A 19,315-nucleotide genomic window follows, 5' to 3' on the forward strand; every position below is an offset into this window, starting at 1 on the left:
CTACCGGCCAAACGATTATGCTCAAAAGTGTCGTTCTCCCAGAACTTGATTGGAGGGGGGCCGGGGGTGAGGTTTCTTAGCTGCCCCCTCGCCGCGATCCCGCTACTCGTAGCGCAGGACGTTGAGCGGCTTCTCGCCCGACGCGCCCCAGGCCGTGACGATCGCCGCCACCAGCGCGATGGCGACGCACAGGCCCATCAGCGCGAAGGCCGTGCCATACGGGATGACCTCGCCCAACTGCCCGCCGAAGGTCCGGACCAGCAGGTACAGCAGCGACACCCCGCCGATCAGGATGCCGATCAGCCCGCCGATCAATCCCATCAGGCCATATTCCATCAGCAGCATGCCCAGCACGCGCTCGCGCTGCAAACCGACCGCCTTCATGATGCCGATCTCGCGCCGCCGTTCGAGCGTGGTCAGCGCGACCGAGTTGGCGATCACCACGCCGCCCGTGAACAGGGCCAGCGCCGCGACCAGGATCGGCAGGGCCGTGAACTGGTCGATCAGGCTGTTGATCAGGTCGTTGATCAGCGACGTTTCCAGCACGAACACGCCCGGCACTTCGGTCAGCGAGCGCCGCAGCGCCCCGATCTGGGCGTCGTCCACGTCCACGATGCTGAAGACCGCACTGGGGGCCATGTCACCGAAGGCATCGATCGGCGCGTAACTGGATGCGCCAAACGACACCTCAACCTGCCCGCTGGTGCGATCCGTCATGCCGACCACTTCCAACGTGATCTCGCGTGCCTGCGACGATCCACCCGTCAGCGGGCTGCCCTCGGAGCCGCCCACACGGAAGGTCAGTTTGTCGCCCACGTCGATGCCCGCCGCCAGTGTCGCGCTGTTGGCCGGAATCACCATCACCGGCTTGCCCGCGTCCAGCATGGGAGCGAGCTGGCGGCCCTTGTAGAACGTCAGATCCGGCAGATTGGAGTCCAGCTCGCGCCCGCTGATCATCTGCATCGCATAGTCGAAGTAGTCGGCTTCCTGACTGCCCACCTCGTTTTCGGCGCGCCGCTTGAGCTGGTCGACCGTCAGCGTCTCGCCCGTGCTCACATCTTCCATCGAGACTAGATCGGTTTGGTAGTTGCCCACGACGGCGTAGCTGTTCACGCCATCCAGGTTCGCCAGCCGCGTATCGATCTGGTCGACCACGCCGCTGCCCGCCGCGATCACGATCACGTTGCCGCCGATTTCCTGCTCAAGCACATTGTTGAAGAACTTGGTCACCGTCCCGGCCAGCATCGTGACGAGGCTCAGCGTGAAGACGCCGACCACCAGCGCCAGCAGCGTGGAGGCTTCGCGGCCCTTGGCGGCCAGCATCGAGCGCATCGCCAGCTTCAGGTCCACGAACGGCCCGGTCGGCAGGAAGTGCCCCACGAACCAGATGATCGCCCACAGCAGCACGTAGAGCAGGCCCACCAGGACGAACGTCACGAACAGGAGCAGCATCGCCGGGACGGCGTACCCGAAGATGAAGCCCACGATCGGGAACAGCACCGGGAACAACAGCCACCGGAAGATCCGCAGCAGCAGGTGTTTCCTGGCCCAGCCGCTCAACAGCCCGCCCGAAAGCAGCGTCAGCGCGAAGACTTCGCCCAGGAACACGCCCAACAGGCCGGTCGTCAGGTTGAAGATGCGGATATCGCGGATGCTGTCGGGGATCTCCGTCTCCTCCGGCGGATTGTCCATCTGCTCGAGGGCCGTGTCGTACACTTCGCCCACGGTCGAACCCACGTCGAGCAGATCGCGCACGAGCACCTGTGCGACGATGCTCAGCGCCAGCATGACCAGCAGAATCGCGGCGAAGGTCCGCGCGCGGCCCGCCTTCGGCATGACCGAATCGGTCGGGCGCAGCACGAGATTGGGGCGCACCTGCCCCGCCGCCAGCGTCGGCATCAGGCCGAAGATCGCAGTCACGATCACGCCCACCACCAGTCCCGTGACCGGCGGCGTCAGCGTGAAGCGGAAGGACAGTTCCTGGCCGAGCAGCGTTTCGCCGCCGCTCTTCAGGATCAGCGCCGCGATCCAGCCCAGCACGATCCCGATCAGGCTGCCCGCGATGCCCATCACGATCGCTTCCACCAGGAACAGCATCGTGATCTGCTCGCCTTCCAGACCGATCGTCTTCAGCACGGCGACCTCGGTCGTGCGGCGGCGCACAATCACCAGCATCGTGTTCACGATGCCGATACCGCCGATCAGCAGCGAGATCAGACCCATGATGATCACCGTCTGGCCCAGAATGTCCGAGATCTGCGAGTTCAGTTCTTCCAGATCGCCGGTCGTGGTGGTGCTCAGATATGGGAAGCGCTTATCGAACGCGTCGTTGATCTCCTCCGCGCGCGACGGATCTTGCAGCCGGAGGTATAACACATCGCCGCCCGGCTCGATGTCGCTGAACAGATCGACCGCATCCTGGTCCAGGTAGTAATACCCGAACAGCGCGTTCAGCGGGTTCTCCATCGCGCTCTCGGCGGAAGTCGGCACGATGCCGCGCACGGTGAAGTCCTCGCTAGCTCCGGCCACGCGCACGACGTCGCCCACCTGCACGTCCAGCTCGTCGGCCAGATTGCGGCTCAGCACGATGTCAGTCGGCGCTTTGATCGCGTCGGCCAGCGACAGCCCATCTTCCGTCTCGATGTGCCCGTAGAACGGGTACACCTGCGTATCGACGAGGTAGGGCATGACGACCGATTGGTTGGTGTCTTTGGCGGGCGCGTTGATCGAGATCCCGCTCGTCACGCTCGTCATGGCCTGCCGGTAGGTCAGTTCAACCTGGCCCGGATAGCGCGTGTCGAGCCATTCGCGGATCTGCGCGATGCCCGACGGCGGGAAAAGGTGCTGACCGAACGCGCCGGACGAAGCGATCACACCTTCCTGCTCGCCGCGATCCCGGGTCGATCCTTCCGTCCCGCCCTCAGGGAGATACACACGAATGTCGCTCTTGTTGCTCTCTTGCAGACTCCCGGTAAGCGTGTCTTCGATCATCACGCCGAGCACCTGCAAGCTGACGATCGCCGCCACGCCTGCCGCGATGCACAACAGCGCGAAGACCGTGCGCTGGCCGTTGACGCGCAGGTCGTTCAGTGAATGACGCAGGTAAAAACGGAGTTTTTCGATCATGGCGTCCTACCGTGCCTCTGCCGGGGCGACACGCGCCAGCTCGCCCGTCGCGCGCTTGTCGCGCAGCAGCTTCACCGCCGCCATTTGCGCGCTGGAACGCGGATCGATGTCGTTGGCAATGGTGCCATCGACCAGCGTGACCACGCGGTCCACTTCCGCCGCCACGTTCATGTCGTGCGTGACGATCACGACCGTCGCGCCGGTCTTCTGCTGCACGTCGCGCAGCGCGCTCATCACCACCTCGCTCGACGCCGTGTCGAGGTTGCCGGTCGGTTCGTCGCACAGCACCAGCGGCGGATTATTTGCCAGGGCGCGCGCCAGTGCGACGCGCTGCTGCTGCCCGCCCGAAAGCTGCGTCGGGCGGTGATTCATACGATCTTCCAGGCCCAGTAGGGTCAGTAGTTCTTTGGCGCGCTTGTTCGGGTTGAACTTACGATGCCGCGCGAACTGGATCGGCAGCGCGACGTTTTCCAGCGCGGTCAGGGTGGGGATCAGGTTGAAGAACTGGAAGACGAACCCGATCTTCTCGTTGCGCACGCGCGTCAGCTCGCGCTCGTCCAGGTCGGTGATGTCCTCACCGTCGATGTAGATGTGGCCGCCGGTAGGCGTGTCGAGGCCGCCGATCAGGCCCAGCAGGGTCGATTTGCCGCTGCCCGATGGCCCGATGATACCCATGAACTCGCCCGCCTTGACGTTCAGCGACACACCACGCACGGCATGCACCACGACTTCGCCCAGGTAAAGGTCTTTGCGCAGGTCGTCGGTACGCACGACATCATGATTCAGATTTTGGTCCATAACACGTATTCCTATCCTTGATAAAGCCCTGATGGCTTCTACAGTGGCAGTCGAGAGTGGGCGAAGCCTGATCGCGGCGCGACAATGCCAATCAGCATTCCCATTTTTATGTACGCATAACCGGGGTGAAACGGTGCGCACCCGGCGGCAACCGATCCCGTTTGAGGGGGCGCGATAGCCTTCCACAGCGTGCCGGGCCATAATATACAGGATCGTGCCCACGAATCCGCATATGAGCAACTTTGTATATTATAGAGGAGACTTTATGAAATTCCGTCAGCTTGGCAAGTCGGGGCTGCGCGTCTCTGTGATCGGCATCGGTACGTGGCAGTTCGGCGGCGAATGGGGCAAAGACTTCACCCAGCCCGAAGCGGACGCCATTCTGGGGCGGGCGCACGACCTGGACATCAACCTGATCGACACGGCGGAGTGTTACGGCGATCACCTGTCCGAGCAGATGGTCGGCAAAGCGGTGCGCCACAACCGCCAGGACTGGATCATCGCCACCAAGTTCGGCCACCACTTCAACGCGCGCTTCGACCGCGACACGGCCTATGCACCCGGCGAGGTGCGCCAGCAGCTTGAAGACTCGCTGCGGGCGCTGCAAACGGACTACATCGACCTCTACCAGTTCCATTCGGGCAGCAACGACGCCTTCGACCAGCCGGAGCTGTGGGACATGCTGGCCGAGCAGGTGCAGGCGGGCAAGATCCGCGCGGTGGGCCTGTCGATCAGCCCCAACACCAACATTTACCAGACGGCACGGGCGGCGTCCGTCGGCGCAAGCGCGATCCAGGTCGTCTACAACCGCTTGGACCGCATCCCCGAAGAAGAAGTGCTGCCCGCGTGCCTTGAAGATTACCTGGGTGTGCTGGCCCGCGTCCCGCTCGCCAGCGGCCTGCTGAGCGGCAAGTACAAGCCCGGCACGCGCTTCACGGACGACACCGACGTGCGCTCGACGCGCAGCGAGGATCAGATCCAGGCGCAGCTTGCCGAAGTGGAAAACATCCAGGCGCAAGAAGTGCCCGAGGGGGTGAACATGGCGACCTGGGCGCTGGCGTGGTGTTTGCAGCATCCCGCCGTGACGTGTGTGATCCCCGGCTGCAAGTCGCCGGAGCAGGTCGAAGCGAACGCCCGCGCCGCCGATCTGGACATGGTGCGCGCCGATCATCCGCAGGCGCTCGCGTAACCGTTCCCCAGAACGGAACGCGCTGGAGCGTGTGATGCACGTTTCGAGCGAGAGAACTGGATTCTCATGCGTTCATCATCCCGCGATCCGTAGGGGCGGGGCTTGCTCCGCCCGTTTTTTCCTGGGGTCCCCGCGCAACGGGGTTGTGTGGGGTGGCTTCCCCTTCCCTCCGCTTGCGTGGGGGAAGGGGCCAGGGAATGGGGGGCTATAAGTTCATAACAGGCTCTAGCAACAAACAGAAAACAAAAAACGAGGGTGCATATCTGCACCCTCGTCGCGTTTTTAGCGCTAGCCCGGCCTTATTCCAGCCCGGCAGCCTTACGCAGCGCGTCGGCCTTGTCGGTGCGCTCCCATGCCACGTCCAGGTCGTCGCGCCCGAAGTGCCCGAACGCAGCCACCTGCCGGAACTGCGGCTTGCGCAGCTCCAGGTTGTGAATGATCGCCGCGGGGCGCATATCGAAGTGCGCGCGGATCAGCTCGACGATCTTCTCGTCGGGGATGCAGCCCGTGCCGAACGTCTCGATGGCGACGGACAGCGGGCGCGCCACGCCGATCGCGTAGGAGATCTGAAGCTCGAAGCGCCGCGCCAATCCCGCCGCGACCACGTTCTTGGCAACGTAACGGGCCATGTACGCCGCGGAACGGTCCACTTTTGTCGGGTCTTTGCCCGAGAACGCGCCGCCGCCATGACGTGCCACGCCGCCGTAGGTATCGACGATGATCTTGCGCCCGGTCAGGCCCGCGTCACCGAGCGGCCCGCCGATGACGAAGCGACCGGTCGGGTTCACGAAGAACCTGGTCTTCTCGTCCAGCAGGTGCGCCGGGATGACGGGCTTGATCACCTGCTCGATGATCTCCGCGCGGATCTGCTCGCTGGAAATATCCGGCGCGTGCTGGCTGGAAATCAGCACGGTGTCGATGCGCTTGGGCTGGCCGTACGCATATTCGACCGTGACCTGGCTCTTGCCGTCGGGCCGCAGGTACGGCAGCGTGCCGTCGCGGCGCACTTCCGACAGGCGCTTGGTCAGCTTGTGCGCCAGCATGATCGACAGGGGCATCAGCTCCGGCGTTTCGTCGCAGGCAAACCCGATCATCATACCCTGGTCGCCCGCGCCCACCGCGTTGAGCTGATCCTCGGTCGGGCCGCCCTCGCGCTGTTCGAGCGCGCGGTCCACGCCCTGCGCGATGTCGCCGGACTGCTCCTTGAGCGACACGATCACGCCGCACGTGTCGGCGTCGAAGCCGTACTTGCCGCGCGTATAGCCGATGTCGCGCACAACATCGCGCACCAGCGCGTTAATGTCCACGTAGGTAGACGTAGTGATCTCGCCCATGACCACCACCAGCCCGGTCGTGACCGCGGTTTCGCACGCGACGCGCGCACCGGGATCTTCCGCGATGATGGCGTCCAGAACGGCGTCTGAAATCTGGTCGCAGATCTTGTCCGGGTGTCCCTCAGTCACCGATTCCGAGGTGAAGAAATACTGGGGAGAGGACATGAAGGTTGTGCTTGCTTTGTTCTCGCTCACCGAAGCTCCTTATGGAATGTCTTGCTCCACCGCCCTGCCCAACACATGAAAAAGCCCCCCGGCAGCACACTCCAGGGGGCACGTTTCACACCATGCATGGCCTCGTCGGGACAGACTCCACTGAGGCGGGTGGAAAAACGGCTCTCATCTTCCAGAAAACCTGACGGAATTGGCACCCTTCTCTGGCTGACGCGGAGTTGCTCAGCCGGAGGGGTTGCCGCGGCTTCACGGGGCCGGTCCCTCTGCCGCTCTGGATAAGAGTGTTTCCAATATAAATTGTTTTTAAAGGTGCGCGAATGATAGCACCCCTGATCAGGGCTGTCAACACGTGCCGGGTGGCAGCCTACGCCCGCCTGCGTCCCCGGCCATCCCCAAATCCGGGCCTCTACCGCGCGCCATGCGCGATCCAAAATTGACACCCAATCGCGCCTCGTGTACTCTACCTGTGTACGCAAGTGGTCGAGAGCGGCTGTAGGGGCCTACAGCAGGATTTTGGGGTATGACTGACGCAGAACTCGCCCTGTTGAGCATCGTGGCCGAAGGGCCGGTGCACGGGTACGACATCCAGACGATCATCACCCAACGCGGCCTCCGCGCCTGGACGAATATCGGCGTCTCGTCGATGTATTACGTCATCGACAAGCTGGAACGCCAGGGATTGGTCGAAAGCGAGCCGGGCCAGCACGCCGAAGGCCCCTCTCGCCGCGAGTACCGGATCACGCCCGCCGGGTACGGCGTCCTGCAAACCGCCGTAGCCGATCTGCTCAGCACCCCGCGCGAGACCGCCAGCGGCTTCGAGCTGGGCCTGGCGAACCTGGACGTGCTGCGCGCGTCCCAGCTTCGCAGCGCGTTCATCGCTTACCGGCAGGATCTCGTGATGCGCCTGGGGCAGGCACGCGAGCGCTGGCAGCAGTTGGTGAACGCCAAAGCGACTTATAACGTTATTGCGATCTTTGAACACCGTCTCGTCCTGCTGCAAGCGGAACTGGACTGGGTGACGCAGTTCATCGACCAGTGGGAGGCCCAGGCGCCGCCCGACGACGATCTGCTGCCCGAACCCGCCGACATTCCGCGCGCCAAGCAAGTCGTGCTGCCCCACGATCCCGACTCGCTACATCGCGCGTCAACCATGTCCGGCCCCGCGGATACGCATCTGAAACGCACCATGAACCGGCTCGACCGGGAAACACCGCCGCTCATCCCGATCCTCACGGATCCAGCGCCCGGTGATATTCAGGACGAACAGGCTCCTGAAGCTGAGGACGCGGGCGCGGATCGCCAGAATGAGCCGCGCGCCGATTAGATTTTGACCTGCTGCTCGTATTCCCCGGATGGAACGGCATGACACAACCCGCCACGATCCTATACATCGAAGATGACGACGCCGGACGCTTGATGATTCAGCGCGCCCTGACCTATGCGGGCTACCGCGTAGTGGCCGCCAGCCAGAGTATGCATGGACTGGAACTGGCCCGCACGCATCGGCCCGATCTGGTTCTGATCGACATCGACCTGCCCGACATGAGCGAAGCCGAGCTGATGATGCGTCTGCGCGCCGAGCCGGGCATGGCTGCCGTGCCGGTGGTCGCGCTGATCGCCGCCGACCGCGCCTCCGAGCACGATCGCGCGGCGCGCGCAGGCATGACCGGCACGATCGATAAGCCGGTCGACGTCGCCACGCTGACCAAAAAGCTCGAAGACTACCTGACGGGGCATCACGAGCCGCCCGATCCGAGCGCGCTGGCGCCGGTCCGCGCGGCGGTCAACCGTGAGATCGTGCAGCAGCTTGAAAGCAACGTCCGCGAGCTGGAAGCCATCAACCGCGACCTGTTGCGCCTGGACCAGATCAAAGACGACTTCATCCAGCTCACTGCGCACGAGCTGCGCACGCCGCTGACCACCGTCTACGGCTACAACCGGCTGGTGCAGACCTCCCCCGCCATTCAGGAGATGATGGCCCGCAGTCCCGAGGTGCAGGCCGTGCTGTCGGGCCTGTCGGAGTCCATCGAGCGGCTGAACGGCGTCATCAGCGAGATCATCACCATCTCGCGCATTGCGTCGGGCCGGGTCGAGCTGAAAATGGGCCCCACCAACCTGCACGAAGTGCTCAAACGCGTCATCGACGGCTACGCCCAGGTGATCGAACAGCGCAGCCTCACGCTCTATTACGACCTGGACGAGTGGCCCTCTCAGTTTTTCGCGGATTCGTCGCTGCTCGAACTGGCGTACAGCAATCTGCTGAGCAACGCGATCAAGTACACGCCCGACGGCGGCGCGATCACGCTGCAAGCCACGGTGAGCGACGGCTGGGTGGTCACGCGCATCATGGACACGGGCATCGGCATCGATCCGGACCAGCAGCAGTTGATCTTCGACCACTTCTATACGGCGGGCGACACACAGCTTCACTCCACCAGCAAGACGGCCTTTCGCGGCGGCGGGCTGGGGCTGGGGCTGGCGATCTCGCGCGGGGTGGTCGAGGCGCACGGCGGGCGGATCTGGGTCGAAAGCGAAGGCTGCGACGAAGAACGCCTGCCCGGCAGCACCTTCACCATTGAAATTCCGCTGAAGACACAAATTCCCAATATCCATATGCGCCGGTCGCACGGCGCGTCGCAGCGCCCGGGGTCCCGTTAGGCCGGGCAGCATTCAGGGCCGGACACTGCACTCCGATCGAGGTCACCGGTTATGTTCAAACAGTTATGGTTCCGCAAGGTGAATTTGGTTACCGTCTTTGATTCACGTGCGGCCCTGGCCGCCACGATGGACGCCATGCTGGCGCGCGGCATGTTGGATCTGCTCGATATCGGCCATTCCGCGCTCATCGTGGGCAGCACCACGGGCAAACCGGTCATCGTCAACAACAACGTCGAGGCACAGGAAGGCCGCTTTTCCGGCGCGATGCTGGGCGCGGTGATCATGGGCCTGGGCGCGGTTCAGGGCGGCGCGCTCGATTTTCCGCGCGGCTGGGCGGTGCTGGGCGTGGTGCTGGCGCTGGTGGCCGGGGCAGCGCTGGGCGCGGGCATCGGGGACGGTGTGGCGCGGCTGACCCGGTTCGGGTTCTCAACGCTGCTGTTGGAAGATGTGGGCCAGCGGTTGAGCGCGGATCAGGTGGCGCTGGTGCTCCAGGTACGCCCCATGCACGCGGAAGCGCTGGAAGAAGCCCTGGCCGGACCGGACGCGCACATCGCCCGGCACGAGCGCTGAACCAGCGCAACATCGCGCCTGACATCTGCGTATACTAGATCCTGGGTTGCGTCCCAAATAGCTGTAAGTAAAATCGTCATGTAATACATGGGACGCGTGCCCTTGGAGGGCCAGCATATGGAAAACCGAACGTGCCCAAACTGCGGTCACGAGAATTTACCGCGCGCGATTTTCTGCTTTCAGTGCGGCACCAACCTGGACGATCCGCCCGTGGTGCGCGGCATTCACCGGCAGCGACGGCACGTCGAAGACGCGATGCGCTATGTCCAGGGGCGTGAGGACAGCCTGGAGCCCGATCTGGTGCGCAATCTCCGCGAAGCGCGCGCCAAGCTCCCGCCGCCGATCGACGGTACCCCGATCACCTGCCTGCGCTGCGGCACGCTGAACAAGCCCCTTGCCTCCTATTGTATTGGCTGCGGAGCGACACTCTCGATGCCCGAAAATGTGGAAGACTTCCATCTCGTGCCGCGTGCCAGCGCGCGCAGTGACGTGGGTAAGCTGCGCGAAAACAACGAGGATCGTGTGGGGCTGTGGGCGCGGCACGGCGTCGTGCTGGCCCTGGTCGCGGATGGCATGGGCGGCGCGGTCGCGGGCGAAGAAGCCAGCCGACTCGCTGTGGAAGCGGTCCAGGCCGATTTTCTGGGCGAAGCGCGCGGCAGTGAAACGCTCGACCAGCTCACCGAAGTCGAAGTGGCCGACAAGCTGCGTTACGCCGTCCGGCGCGCCAACCGCGCCGTGATCAACCGCGCCAACGACCATCCCGAGTTTCACGGCATGGGAACCACCCTCACCCTCGCCTTCGTGCGGAACAACCGCGTCGTGATCGCGCACGTAGGCGACAGCCGCGCCTATCTCGTGGACGGGCACGAGGGCTGGATCAACCAGATCACGGACGATCACAGCTTCGTGGAAGCGCTCTTGGCGTCGGGCCACATCTCGCCCGAACAGGCGGCGATGCACCCTATGCGTAACGTGCTGTACCGCGCGCTAGGCCAGGTGGACGACACCGAGGCCGATTTCTACAGCCGCAGCCTGGCCGAAGGCGACCGCCTGATCCTGTGCTCCGACGGGCTGACGCGCCACCTGCCGCCCGCCGAGATCGCGGAAGTGGCCGAGCTGAGCGACGACCCCGAAGTCATCGCCCAGACCTTGATCGATCGCGCCAACGCGCGCGGCGGCGAGGACAACATCAGCACGGTGGTGATCGTGATGGAGCGCGCAGCGGATGTCGAGCCGGAAGAACCGCCCAGCGAGGTCGTTTTCGATGACACCGAGGTTGGGTTGTTCCAGGCGGCCCCGCCGGACACCATTCAAGATCGCTCCACCGACGAAATGCCCGCCGTTCGCCCCGACGACCTGCGCGAAGGCTCCGACGACGCGCGGTAGCGCATCAATCTCCCCTCGACTCTTGTTTTCCACACCGACCGGCGCCGCGCCGGTCGATGTTTTTTTACGTATCGCTGAGACCTCGACCGCTCGAACCGTGGTAGTATCTGGGTGAGCAACGGTCACAAGCCGGTTTAGGCTGCATACAGAGGAAGATGTCATGGCCGAAAACGCGCATGTGAATGCGAATGTGGGGCGGTGGTACGGCTTTGCAGAGACGTACGACCGCTATCGTCCCCAGCCGCCGACCGCCGTGGTGGATTTGCTGAAGATGTTGGCCCAAAAACCGCCGGAGACGGTGGTGGACCTGGGCGCAGGGACCGGCCTCTCGACCCGCATCTGGGCGGGCCACGCCAGACAGGTGATCGGCATCGAGCCGAATCCCGATATGCGCAAGGAAGCCGCGTTGCAAACCGACTCGCATGACGTGGTTTACCGCGCCGGATTGAGCACGTCCACCGGCCTGGAAGATGCCAGTGTGGACATCGTCACGATTTCGCAGGCGCTGCACTGGATGGAGCCGCAGCCGACCTTTGTGGAGGTGGCGCGCATTCTGCGCCCCGAAGGGGTGTTCGCCGCCTACGACTGCGACTGGCCGCCTGCCGTCCACTGGGAAGCGGAGATCGCGTACAACGAGTGCATGGCCCGCGCGATCGAGGTGGAGGGCAGGCTCGGCCTGCGCGAAAACGTCACCCAGTGGGCCAAAGACGAGCACCTGGGCCGCATCCAGGCCAGCGGGCAGTTCCGCTACGTGCGCGAAGTCACGCTGCACAGCATCGAAATGGGCAACGCGGATCGTCTCGTCGGGCTGGCGACTAGCCAGGCGCGCGTCTCGCGCCCGCTGATGAACGGCGCGACCGAAGATGAGCTTGGGCTGACGAACCTGCGCGACGTCGCGCGGCGCACCCTGGGCGACGAGCCGCGCCCGTGGTATTTCAGCTACCGGGTACGCATCGGCGTCAAATAAACGGCCCGCCGCACCGAAGAAAGGGAGCCGCATGGGGATTCTCAGGGCGCTTACCGTCGTCCGGCGCACGCTGGTGCAGTGGATCGGCGCGATCGTGTGGCTGACGCTGGCGAGCGCGGTCTGGGCGCTGTGCGGCGTGACGGTGGTGCTCCTGCCCTTCGGCACGGTGGGGCTGTTTGTCGTGGCGCACTATGTCGTCTACGACCAGCGCGTGACGCCGTACGCCGTGCTGGCGACGATCCGCTCCTACGCGTGGCTCACGGTGCAGTGGACCGTCGTCAACGCGGCGGTGCTGGGCGTGCTGTACGTGGCGCTGATCGACGACTCGACCGCTGGAAAAGTGCCGTCCGGCGTGCAGGCGCTGCTGGCGGTCGTTGGAACTGTGTGGCTGGCGACACAGATCATCTTCTGGCCGCTGGTCTTCGAGCAAACCGATAAGCGGCTGCTGCCGACCCTGCGCAGCGGCATCCAACTCCTGCTCGCCACGCTGGACTTTACGGTGCTCGTCGGCACGGCGATCGTCGCGCTGCTGCTGCTGATCGCCAGCATCCTGCCCTACGGGCTGCTGCTCGCGGCTCCGGCGGCGCTGCTGTGCACCAACGCCGTACGCGACCGGCTGATCGCGTTTGGGGCCACGCCGCACGCGAACCGGATCGGTATGCGATCCAACCAAAAACGCCCCGGCGATGAGGCCGGGGCGTCGTAACCTGCGCGGAAACGCGGTTACATCTGGGTCGTGGGACGGGCGGTCAGCGTAACATCGATCGTCTGCTGTGCGCCGTCGCGCAAGACCGTCAGGGTCGCGGTGTCGCCGGGACGCGTGTTTTCCTCCAGATAGGTGATCAAGTCATCCATCTCGTTCACCGGCTGATCGTTGATCCGGGTGATGATGTCGCCGCCCAGGGGCACGTCGCCCACCGGCGTCGTCACGGTCGGAACGTCCGACACCTGCGTTTGCAGATCGGTCAGGGCAGGCTGCAAACCCGCCCCGGCTGCCGGGCTGCCCGCCGTCACGGTGGTCACCATCACGCCACGCTGACCGTTCGGCAGATCCAGCGCGTCGGCCTGTTCGGGCCGCAGCGTCATGCCGCTGATGCCCAGCCAGGTGTGCTCGTACTGGCCGTCACGGATCAGGTACGGCACGATGCGCCGCACGGTGTTGGACGGGATCGAGAAGCCAATGCCCGACGACGACTCCGACTGGGACATGATCGCCGTGTTGACGCCAATCACGTTGCCCGCCATATCGAGCAGCGGCCCGCCGCTGTTGCCGGGATTGATGGCCGCATCGGTCTGGATCAGCTCCGGCAAGCTGAAGTTGCTCTCCTGCTGGAGCGAGCGCCCCAGGGCGCTGACGATGCCCGTCGTAGCGGTGAAGCTCTGCCCGAAGGGGCTGCCAATCGCCATTACTTCCTGGCCCACGAACACCGCGCTCGAATCTGCCAGTGTCACCGGCTGGAGATCGATCAGGGTCGGATCGACCTGAATCACGGCCAGATCTGCGTCGGGGTCGTTGCCAACCAGCTCGGCGGGCAGAATCGTGCCGTCGATGAACGTCACTTCGATGCTGTCCGCATCGCCCGCGACGTGATTGTTCGTCACGATGTGGCCCTGCGCGTCGATGACGAAGCCGGTCCCGGTTCCACCGCCCATCTGCCCCAACGTGACCGATACGTTGACGACCGACTGGCTGACGCGTTGATACACATCCGCGATGCGCTGTTCTTCTTCATTTGCGGTATACGGAGCGCCCGACGAAAGCGGATCGAGGCGGTCGCCGGTTTGCGCCATGACCCCGATCGCGCCAAGCAGAATTCCGAACGCAAATACCAGCGATACGATCATCGCCAGCAGTTTCTTTGACATTTTCCCACCTTCATCTTGTTACGATACGGATGGTTAGAAGGATAATGCGCGTGTGTTTGAAATATGTAACGTAAATATGAGAACTATTTAAGAAACCAGTGAGGGCGTGCTCAGGCGCGTGTTTTTGGCACAACACACCGCGCCAGGGCATGGCTTTTTTGCAGCGCTCATATGTGCTGTACGGTTGCGGCGCGCGCGGGCGATACGGTATAATCTTGGGGCTTCAACGGCTGTGTGTCCCCATGTGTGATGCGATAACAGATAAGGTGTAATTGATGGAGATTACCTGGTACGGGCATAGCTGTTTTCGAATCGTGGAGCGTGGGCGCGCGACCGTAGTAACCGATCCCTTCGGGGACACTCTGGGCTATGAAGTGCCCAAGCTGAAGGCCGACGTCGTGACGATCAGCCACGACACCCCCGGGCATAACAACATCGACATGGTGCGCGGCTGCGAGCACGTCGTGCGCGGCCCCGGCGAGTACGAGATCGGCGGCGTGTTCATCATCGGCGTGCCGACCCACAACCGCGAGAGCGAGAGTCCTCGCCTGAACGTGATTTACGTGCTCGACTACGAGGGCCTGTCGGTCGCTCACCTGGGCGACCTGGACCACGTGCCGAACCAGTCGATGGTCGAGTCGTTGGGCCCGATTGATGTCGCGCTGGTGCCGGTTGGTGACGGCGGGGCGCTCTCGTCCAGCCAGGCGGCGGAAGTGATCAGCCTGCTGGAACCCAGTATCGTCGTGCCGATGCACTTCCAGACCGAGGCGCTGCGCAGTATCACGCTGGACCCGGTCGATCGCTTCTTGAAGGAAATGGGCGTCAACACCATTCAAGCCGAGCCGCTGCTCAAGGTGTCGGCGGGTGCGCTGCCGGAGCAGACGCAGGTGATCCTGTTGGATTACATGCACTGATCGGGCCAGGCAGTAAAAAAACAACCTGAGGGATGCCGCACGGGCGGCAGTCTAGGATAACGGGACGATGATCAAGCTTTTGCTGACATGGGATATCAAGCCGGGCCAGGACCAGGAATACTTCGAGTTCATGGTCCGTGAGTTCGCGCCGGGCATCACCCGGCTGGGCCTCACGCCAACGGAAGCTTGGTTTGCGGTGTACGGCGAATGCCCCCAGATCCTTATGGAAGGCATCACCGACGACCTGGAAACGATGCGCAAGCTGCTGGCGAGCGAAGACTGGACCACACTGTACGACAAGCTGCTGAAATACGTGGACAACTACGAGCAGAAGGTCGTGCGCGGATCGCCCGGCTTCCAGCTTTAAGGCCAGCGCGAAACGGTATAAACAACAAAAAGGCGGCTGTGAATTTCACAACCGCCTTGTTTTTGCTCTGTGAAGTCCCGCCAGGGAAGCGGGGGACTACAGCTCAGTCGCTGCTGGGCTTGGGCGTAGAGCTTGAGCTGTCGGTGGACTTGGCCGAGGCGTCCGAACCGCCCTCGCTGCCCGACGACTTTTCAGTGCTGCCGCCCTCGTCCTTTTTGCTGGGCGGCGTCGCCAGCGAGTTGCGTCCCTTGCTATCGGTCACGTACCAACCCGATCCCTTGAACACAATTCCCACGGCTTGCGGAACCCGGTGGGTATGGCCGCCACACTCGGGGCACTCGCTCACAGGGGCATCTGAGAACTTCTGGCGCGCGTCAAAACGAACACCACACTCATCGCATTCATAGGTATAGACTGGCATAGGTCACCTCGACACCTTTGTTATCCAACCAAAGAGTATACTCGAATTGGCAGGTAGCGTAAAGATAGTTTGAGTAAAAAATAGATAAGATTCGGTCGGGATGAACTGTTTGACTTTTGGCAGAATCGGCGTATTCTAGTCATTAGTTGGATGCGGCAACAAATTGTAACGATTAAGCAAATTGTTTTTTAGCTTACTCAAGCCCGGCGTGATGTCCACTGAACTGCATCTACCTGCCGCCCGGAACCCCCTCGCCTGCCCGTGTGCCGGTGCCTGCCCTGGCGGGGCATCGGGTCTGGTGACATGGGTCGCGCATGTATGGAAACGTGGACAAAGTTGTACTTTGAAGTGGAGTGTCGCTCGTTTTTACCTTTTGACCGCTGGACGGTCCAGCTTGTCCGGGCAGACGGCCCGACAGGTCCAATTAAGAGGAGAGATTAGGCAGTGAAACAACAAGTGACTTTGGGCGTCCTCGTCGGCAATCGCGGATTTTTCCCCAGCCACCTCGCCAAGAGCGGGCGCGCAACCATCCTTAAAGTGCTCGAAGAAGAAGGCATCCGCGCGATTGCGCTCACCGAAGAAGATACCGAAAACGGCAGCATCTTTACCCTGAGCGACGCGCACAAGCTCGCGGATCTGTTCCGCGCGCACCGCGACGAGATCGACGGCATCCTGGTGACGCTGCCCAACTTCGGTGAAGAAAGCGCCATCGCCAACGCGCTGCGCTTCGCGGGCCTCGACGTGCCGGTGCTCATCCAGGCCTTCCCCGACGATCCGCAGAAGATGGACATCCAGAACCGCCGCGACAGCTTCTGCGGCAAGATGTCCTGCTGCAACAACCTGACCCAGTACGGCATCAAGTTCAGCCTGACACGCAGCCACACGGTCGATCCTGAGAGCGACGAGTTCCGCGAGGATCTCCAGTGGTTTGCGGGCGTCTGCCGCGTGGTCGGTGGGCTGCGTCACGCGCGCTTCGGCATGCTGGGGGCGCGCCCGGTCGCGTTCAACACCGTGCGCTACAGCGAAAAGCTGCTGGAGCGGTCGGGCATCACCGTCGGCACGATGGACCTGTCCGAAGCGTTCGGGCAGATCGACAAGCTGGCCGATAGCGACGCCGCCGTGCAGGAAAAGATCGCGGCGATCCATGCCTACGCCCAGACGGGCAAAGTGCCTGCCGAAGCCATCGCCAAGATCGCCAAGCTCGGCGTGGTGATGGACAACTGGATGCGCGAGAACGAATACGTCGCCACCGCCGTCCAGTGCTGGACCAGCATGGAAGAATATTTCGGGATCGTGCCGTGCACCATCATGAGCATGCTCAGCGACAAGCTGCTGCCCTCCGCGTGCGAGACGGACATCGTCGGCACGACGGCCATGTACGCGATGGCGCTCGCCTCGGGCAAGCCCAGCGCGCTGCTGGACTGGAACAACAACTACGGCAGCGATCCTGACAAGGCCGTGGTGTTCCACTGCTCGAACCTGCCGCGCAGCGTCTTCGTGGACGAGATCCCGGTCATGGACTACCAGGAAATCATCGCGGGCAGCGTCGGCAAAGACAATACCTGGGGCACGATCTATGGCCGTATGCGCCCCGAACCGTTCACCTACCTGCGCGTCAGCACCGACGACTTCGCGGGCAAGGTCAAGGCCTATGTGGGCCAGGGCCACTTCACCAACGATCCGATCGACACGTTCGGTGGCTTCGGCGTGGTGCAGGTTCCCAACTTCCAGAAGCTGCTGACCTATATCTGCGACAACGGCTTCGAGCATCACGTTGCGGCGAACATGTCGCAGGTGGCGCGGATTATCGAAGAAGCGTTCGGCAAGTACCTGGGCTGGGAAGTCTACCACCACAAGTAGGCCCCACCCGCCTCGTTTCCGCTGAATATGTTCGGCCCATGCGCCCCGTGTGCATGGGCCGTTTTGCTGCCCCTGGTCTATATAGGGCCTATGCTGCCTATGCCACCTGACCTATTCCGAAACGGGTCAGCTACCTCATGTAAATCCCGGGATTTGAATCTATCCTTGATCTGCGTTTGTGTGAGTCGATCTTAATAGGATGACTCGCCGCGCCCGACATGCTGTGTCAAATAGTGGCATGGCGAAGTATTGGGATACGAAATGGGAAGAGGCATATCTAGGAGGTCAAGCATGAGGAAATATCTTTCGATTACTGTGGTCGCGCTGATGGCGCTGGTTGCGTTTGGCGCGTTCGGCGCTTTCTCCGTGGCAGCACAGGGCGGCACGCCCGAGGCCCCCGAAGCCACCGAACCGGCTCCCGTAGCGACTGAGCCTGCAATGGGCATTGAAGCGACCGAGGCCGCCATGGAGGGCGAAAGCCCGCTGATTCTGGTCAATAACCAACTCGTGGCGCACGGCGATAACTGGCCGGGTGCGGCGGGTATGGCGGCGACCGAGTCGCCCGATATGGCCGCGACCGAGGCTGCGGCGATGAGCAATCCTACCCTGCTGGTCGATCAGGTTGTGGCGACCGAGCCGGGCTTTGTGGTGGTGTCCCAGAACGTGACCGGTGCGCCCGGTCAGGTGATCGGTTACGCCCCGGTGGATGCGGGTACGACGAACAGCCTTGAAGTGATCCTGAACCCCGATCCGGGCCTGATCACGCCGATCCTGTGGGTGTCGCTGCACAACGATAACGGCACGCTGAATGAATTTGACGTCACGGGTGAGAGCGACCCGGTGGTGAGCGTGGATGAATCGCCGGTTCAGGTTGCGATCCAGGCCGCGCCGTCCATCGTGGCGTACGATCAGATCGCTGACAGCGGCACGATTACTGTGCGTTCCGCGATGATCGATGCGCCGGGTTGGCTGGTCGTGCATGCCGACGATAACGGCGCTCCGGGTGCCGTTCTGGGTCAGGTCGCGCTGGATGAAGGCGTGAATCTGGGTGTGACCGTGAACGTTGATCCTGAGGCGGCTGGCGACAGCGTGTGGCTGATGCTGCACTACGATACCGGCACGGCGGGCACGTATGAGTTTGGTGAAGTTGAAGGCGCCGATTCGCCGGTGATGCTGGGCGGCAGCCCTGTGGTAACGCCGATCAGCCTCGCGGGTGCGATGGCGACGGCAACGACGGGCGATCTGTCGAACGTGTGCTCGGTCGTGACGGCGGGTAACGATGTGAACCTGCGTTCCGGCCCCGGCACGGAGTACGGTATTGCCGGTACGTTCGCAGTGAATTCGTCGGCACGCGTGGTGACGGGTTATGCGACGGACGCCAACGACCAACAGTGGTGGCAGCTTGAAGACGGCAACTTCGTGCGCGGTGACGTGGTGATCGCGTCCGGTCCGTGCGACGGTGTGCCGCAGGTGGAGGGCTCAGCGCCCGCCCCCGCCGCAACCGAAAGCATGATGGAACCGGTGGCGACTGAAGCCATGTAAAACGGCTCGCAGCCAGAAACACGAACGGCCCGCATCTGCGGGCCGTTTTTTATTTCGTTCCCTTCCCCATTTTGAAATGAATGGGGGAGGGGGATTTTAAACAGACAAAGAGGCTGGTGAGTGTTGGCGACGACCTACTCTCC

The 19,315-nt window shown here is 63.1% G+C and carries 16 protein-coding genes, 1 pseudogene and 1 riboswitch; of the genes and pseudogenes, 11 read left to right on the forward strand and 6 right to left on the reverse strand.

What is annotated here, in order from left to right:
- Positions 1-102: 102 nt before the first annotated feature.
- Positions 103-3,126 carry an ABC transporter permease gene (locus tag V7116_RS20065; protein ID WP_324393753.1) on the reverse strand — a complete coding sequence of 1,008 codons (3,024 nt, stop codon included), beginning with the start codon at positions 3,124-3,126 and terminating at the stop codon, positions 103-105.
- 6 nt (positions 3,127-3,132) lie between these two features.
- Positions 3,133-3,924, reverse strand: coding sequence for an ABC transporter ATP-binding protein (locus V7116_RS20070; RefSeq protein ID WP_324393754.1), 792 nt, complete (start codon positions 3,922-3,924; stop codon positions 3,133-3,135).
- A 265-nt stretch (positions 3,925-4,189) separates the two neighbouring features.
- Between V7116_RS20070 and V7116_RS20075 the strand changes: the two genes are divergently transcribed.
- Complete coding sequence (locus tag V7116_RS20075; protein ID WP_324393755.1) at positions 4,190-5,113, forward strand: aldo/keto reductase; 924 nt, start codon at positions 4,190-4,192, stop codon at positions 5,111-5,113.
- Positions 5,114-5,412: 299 nt separating this feature from the next.
- Here the strand turns inward: V7116_RS20075 and metK are convergent, their stop codons facing one another.
- Positions 5,413-6,612 (reverse strand): methionine adenosyltransferase, encoded by a 1,200-nt coding sequence (metK, locus tag V7116_RS20080; protein WP_324393768.1) that lies wholly within the window; start codon positions 6,610-6,612, stop codon positions 5,413-5,415.
- Between the two features lie 171 nt (positions 6,613-6,783).
- A riboswitch (SAM riboswitch) is annotated at positions 6,784-6,903 on the reverse strand.
- 238 nt (positions 6,904-7,141) lie between these two features.
- Between metK and V7116_RS20085 the strand changes: the two genes are divergently transcribed.
- The 6 genes from V7116_RS20085 (at position 7,142) to V7116_RS20110 (ending at position 12,908) form a co-directional block, all read left to right on the forward strand.
- Positions 7,142-7,945: a PadR family transcriptional regulator gene (locus V7116_RS20085; protein WP_324393756.1), complete on the forward strand. Its 804-nt coding sequence runs from the start codon at positions 7,142-7,144 to the stop codon at positions 7,943-7,945.
- 38 nt (positions 7,946-7,983) lie between these two features.
- A complete protein-coding gene (locus V7116_RS20090; protein WP_324393757.1) occupies positions 7,984-9,279 on the forward strand; it encodes an ATP-binding response regulator in 1,296 nt (431 codons plus the stop codon).
- 51 nt (positions 9,280-9,330) lie between these two features.
- Positions 9,331-9,849: a DUF1269 domain-containing protein gene (locus V7116_RS20095; protein ID WP_324393758.1), complete on the forward strand. Its 519-nt coding sequence runs from the start codon at positions 9,331-9,333 to the stop codon at positions 9,847-9,849.
- A 117-nt stretch (positions 9,850-9,966) separates the two neighbouring features.
- Positions 9,967-11,235 carry a Stp1/IreP family PP2C-type Ser/Thr phosphatase gene (locus V7116_RS20100; RefSeq protein ID WP_324393759.1) on the forward strand — a complete coding sequence of 423 codons (1,269 nt, stop codon included), beginning with the start codon at positions 9,967-9,969 and terminating at the stop codon, positions 11,233-11,235.
- 160 nt (positions 11,236-11,395) lie between these two features.
- Positions 11,396-12,202 carry a class I SAM-dependent methyltransferase gene (locus V7116_RS20105; protein ID WP_324393760.1) on the forward strand — a complete coding sequence of 269 codons (807 nt, stop codon included), beginning with the start codon at positions 11,396-11,398 and terminating at the stop codon, positions 12,200-12,202.
- 31 nt (positions 12,203-12,233) lie between these two features.
- Positions 12,234-12,908, forward strand: coding sequence for a hypothetical protein (locus tag V7116_RS20110; protein ID WP_324393761.1), 675 nt, complete (start codon positions 12,234-12,236; stop codon positions 12,906-12,908).
- Between the two features lie 17 nt (positions 12,909-12,925).
- Here V7116_RS20110 and V7116_RS20115 read toward each other — a convergent pair whose 3' ends face one another.
- Positions 12,926-14,068, reverse strand: coding sequence for a S1C family serine protease (locus tag V7116_RS20115; protein ID WP_324393762.1), 1,143 nt, complete (start codon positions 14,066-14,068; stop codon positions 12,926-12,928).
- A gap of 275 nt (positions 14,069-14,343) precedes the next feature.
- On the opposite strand from V7116_RS20115, the gene V7116_RS20120 reads away from it, so the two are divergent.
- Together V7116_RS20120 and V7116_RS20125 are read left to right on the forward strand one after the other, a co-directional pair.
- Positions 14,344-14,982, forward strand: a complete 639-nt coding sequence (locus tag V7116_RS20120; protein ID WP_324393763.1) for an MBL fold metallo-hydrolase — start codon at positions 14,344-14,346, stop codon at positions 14,980-14,982.
- 67 nt (positions 14,983-15,049) lie between these two features.
- The gene (locus V7116_RS20125) at positions 15,050-15,349 is read left to right on the forward strand and encodes a hypothetical protein (RefSeq protein ID WP_324393764.1); all 300 of its coding nucleotides are present in this window, start codon (positions 15,050-15,052) and stop codon (positions 15,347-15,349) included.
- A 103-nt stretch (positions 15,350-15,452) separates the two neighbouring features.
- Here V7116_RS20125 and V7116_RS20130 read toward each other — a convergent pair whose 3' ends face one another.
- Positions 15,453-15,611, reverse strand: coding sequence for a hypothetical protein (locus V7116_RS20130; RefSeq protein WP_324393765.1), 159 nt, complete (start codon positions 15,609-15,611; stop codon positions 15,453-15,455).
- An 18-nt stretch (positions 15,612-15,629) separates the two neighbouring features.
- Positions 15,630-15,770, reverse strand: a pseudogene (locus tag V7116_RS25890) (FmdB family zinc ribbon protein); the annotation flags it as partial.
- A 444-nt stretch (positions 15,771-16,214) separates the two neighbouring features.
- Here V7116_RS25890 and V7116_RS20135 point away from each other — a divergent pair.
- Together V7116_RS20135 and V7116_RS20140 are read left to right on the forward strand one after the other, a co-directional pair.
- Positions 16,215-17,630, forward strand: a complete 1,416-nt coding sequence (locus V7116_RS20135; RefSeq protein WP_324393766.1) for an L-fucose/L-arabinose isomerase family protein — start codon at positions 16,215-16,217, stop codon at positions 17,628-17,630.
- Positions 17,631-17,921: 291 nt separating this feature from the next.
- Positions 17,922-19,172, forward strand: a complete 1,251-nt coding sequence (locus tag V7116_RS20140) for an SH3 domain-containing protein (protein WP_324393767.1) — start codon at positions 17,922-17,924, stop codon at positions 19,170-19,172.
- Positions 19,173-19,315: the final 143 nt, after the last annotated feature.

Source organism: Aggregatilinea sp., assembly GCF_036822615.1.
GTDB lineage: Bacteria > Chloroflexota > Anaerolineae > Aggregatilineales > Aggregatilineaceae > Aggregatilinea.

Bases quoted from the DNA above. Each gene is read 5' to 3' on its own strand.
- V7116_RS20065 (WP_324393753.1), bottom strand. From the start codon at position 3,126: ATGATCGAAAAACTCCGTTTTTACCTGCGTCATTCACTGAACGACCTG.
- V7116_RS20070 (WP_324393754.1), bottom strand. From the start codon at position 3,924: ATGGACCAAAATCTGAATCATGATGTCGTGCGTACCGACGACCTGCGC.
- V7116_RS20115 (WP_324393762.1), bottom strand. From the start codon at position 14,068: ATGTCAAAGAAACTGCTGGCGATGATCGTATCGCTGGTATTTGCGTTC.
- V7116_RS20090 (WP_324393757.1), top strand. From the start codon at position 7,984: ATGACACAACCCGCCACGATCCTATACATCGAAGATGACGACGCCGGA.
- V7116_RS20085 (WP_324393756.1), top strand. From the start codon at position 7,142: ATGACTGACGCAGAACTCGCCCTGTTGAGCATCGTGGCCGAAGGGCCG.
- V7116_RS20075 (WP_324393755.1), top strand. From the start codon at position 4,190: ATGAAATTCCGTCAGCTTGGCAAGTCGGGGCTGCGCGTCTCTGTGATC.
- V7116_RS20110 (WP_324393761.1), top strand. From the start codon at position 12,234: ATGGGGATTCTCAGGGCGCTTACCGTCGTCCGGCGCACGCTGGTGCAG.
- V7116_RS20095 (WP_324393758.1), top strand. From the start codon at position 9,331: ATGTTCAAACAGTTATGGTTCCGCAAGGTGAATTTGGTTACCGTCTTT.
- metK (WP_324393768.1), bottom strand. From the start codon at position 6,612: ATGTCCTCTCCCCAGTATTTCTTCACCTCGGAATCGGTGACTGAGGGA.
- V7116_RS20140 (WP_324393767.1), top strand. From the start codon at position 17,922: ATGAGGAAATATCTTTCGATTACTGTGGTCGCGCTGATGGCGCTGGTT.
- V7116_RS20100 (WP_324393759.1), top strand. From the start codon at position 9,967: ATGGAAAACCGAACGTGCCCAAACTGCGGTCACGAGAATTTACCGCGC.
- V7116_RS20105 (WP_324393760.1), top strand. From the start codon at position 11,396: ATGGCCGAAAACGCGCATGTGAATGCGAATGTGGGGCGGTGGTACGGC.
- V7116_RS20125 (WP_324393764.1), top strand. From the start codon at position 15,050: ATGATCAAGCTTTTGCTGACATGGGATATCAAGCCGGGCCAGGACCAG.
- V7116_RS20120 (WP_324393763.1), top strand. From the start codon at position 14,344: ATGGAGATTACCTGGTACGGGCATAGCTGTTTTCGAATCGTGGAGCGT.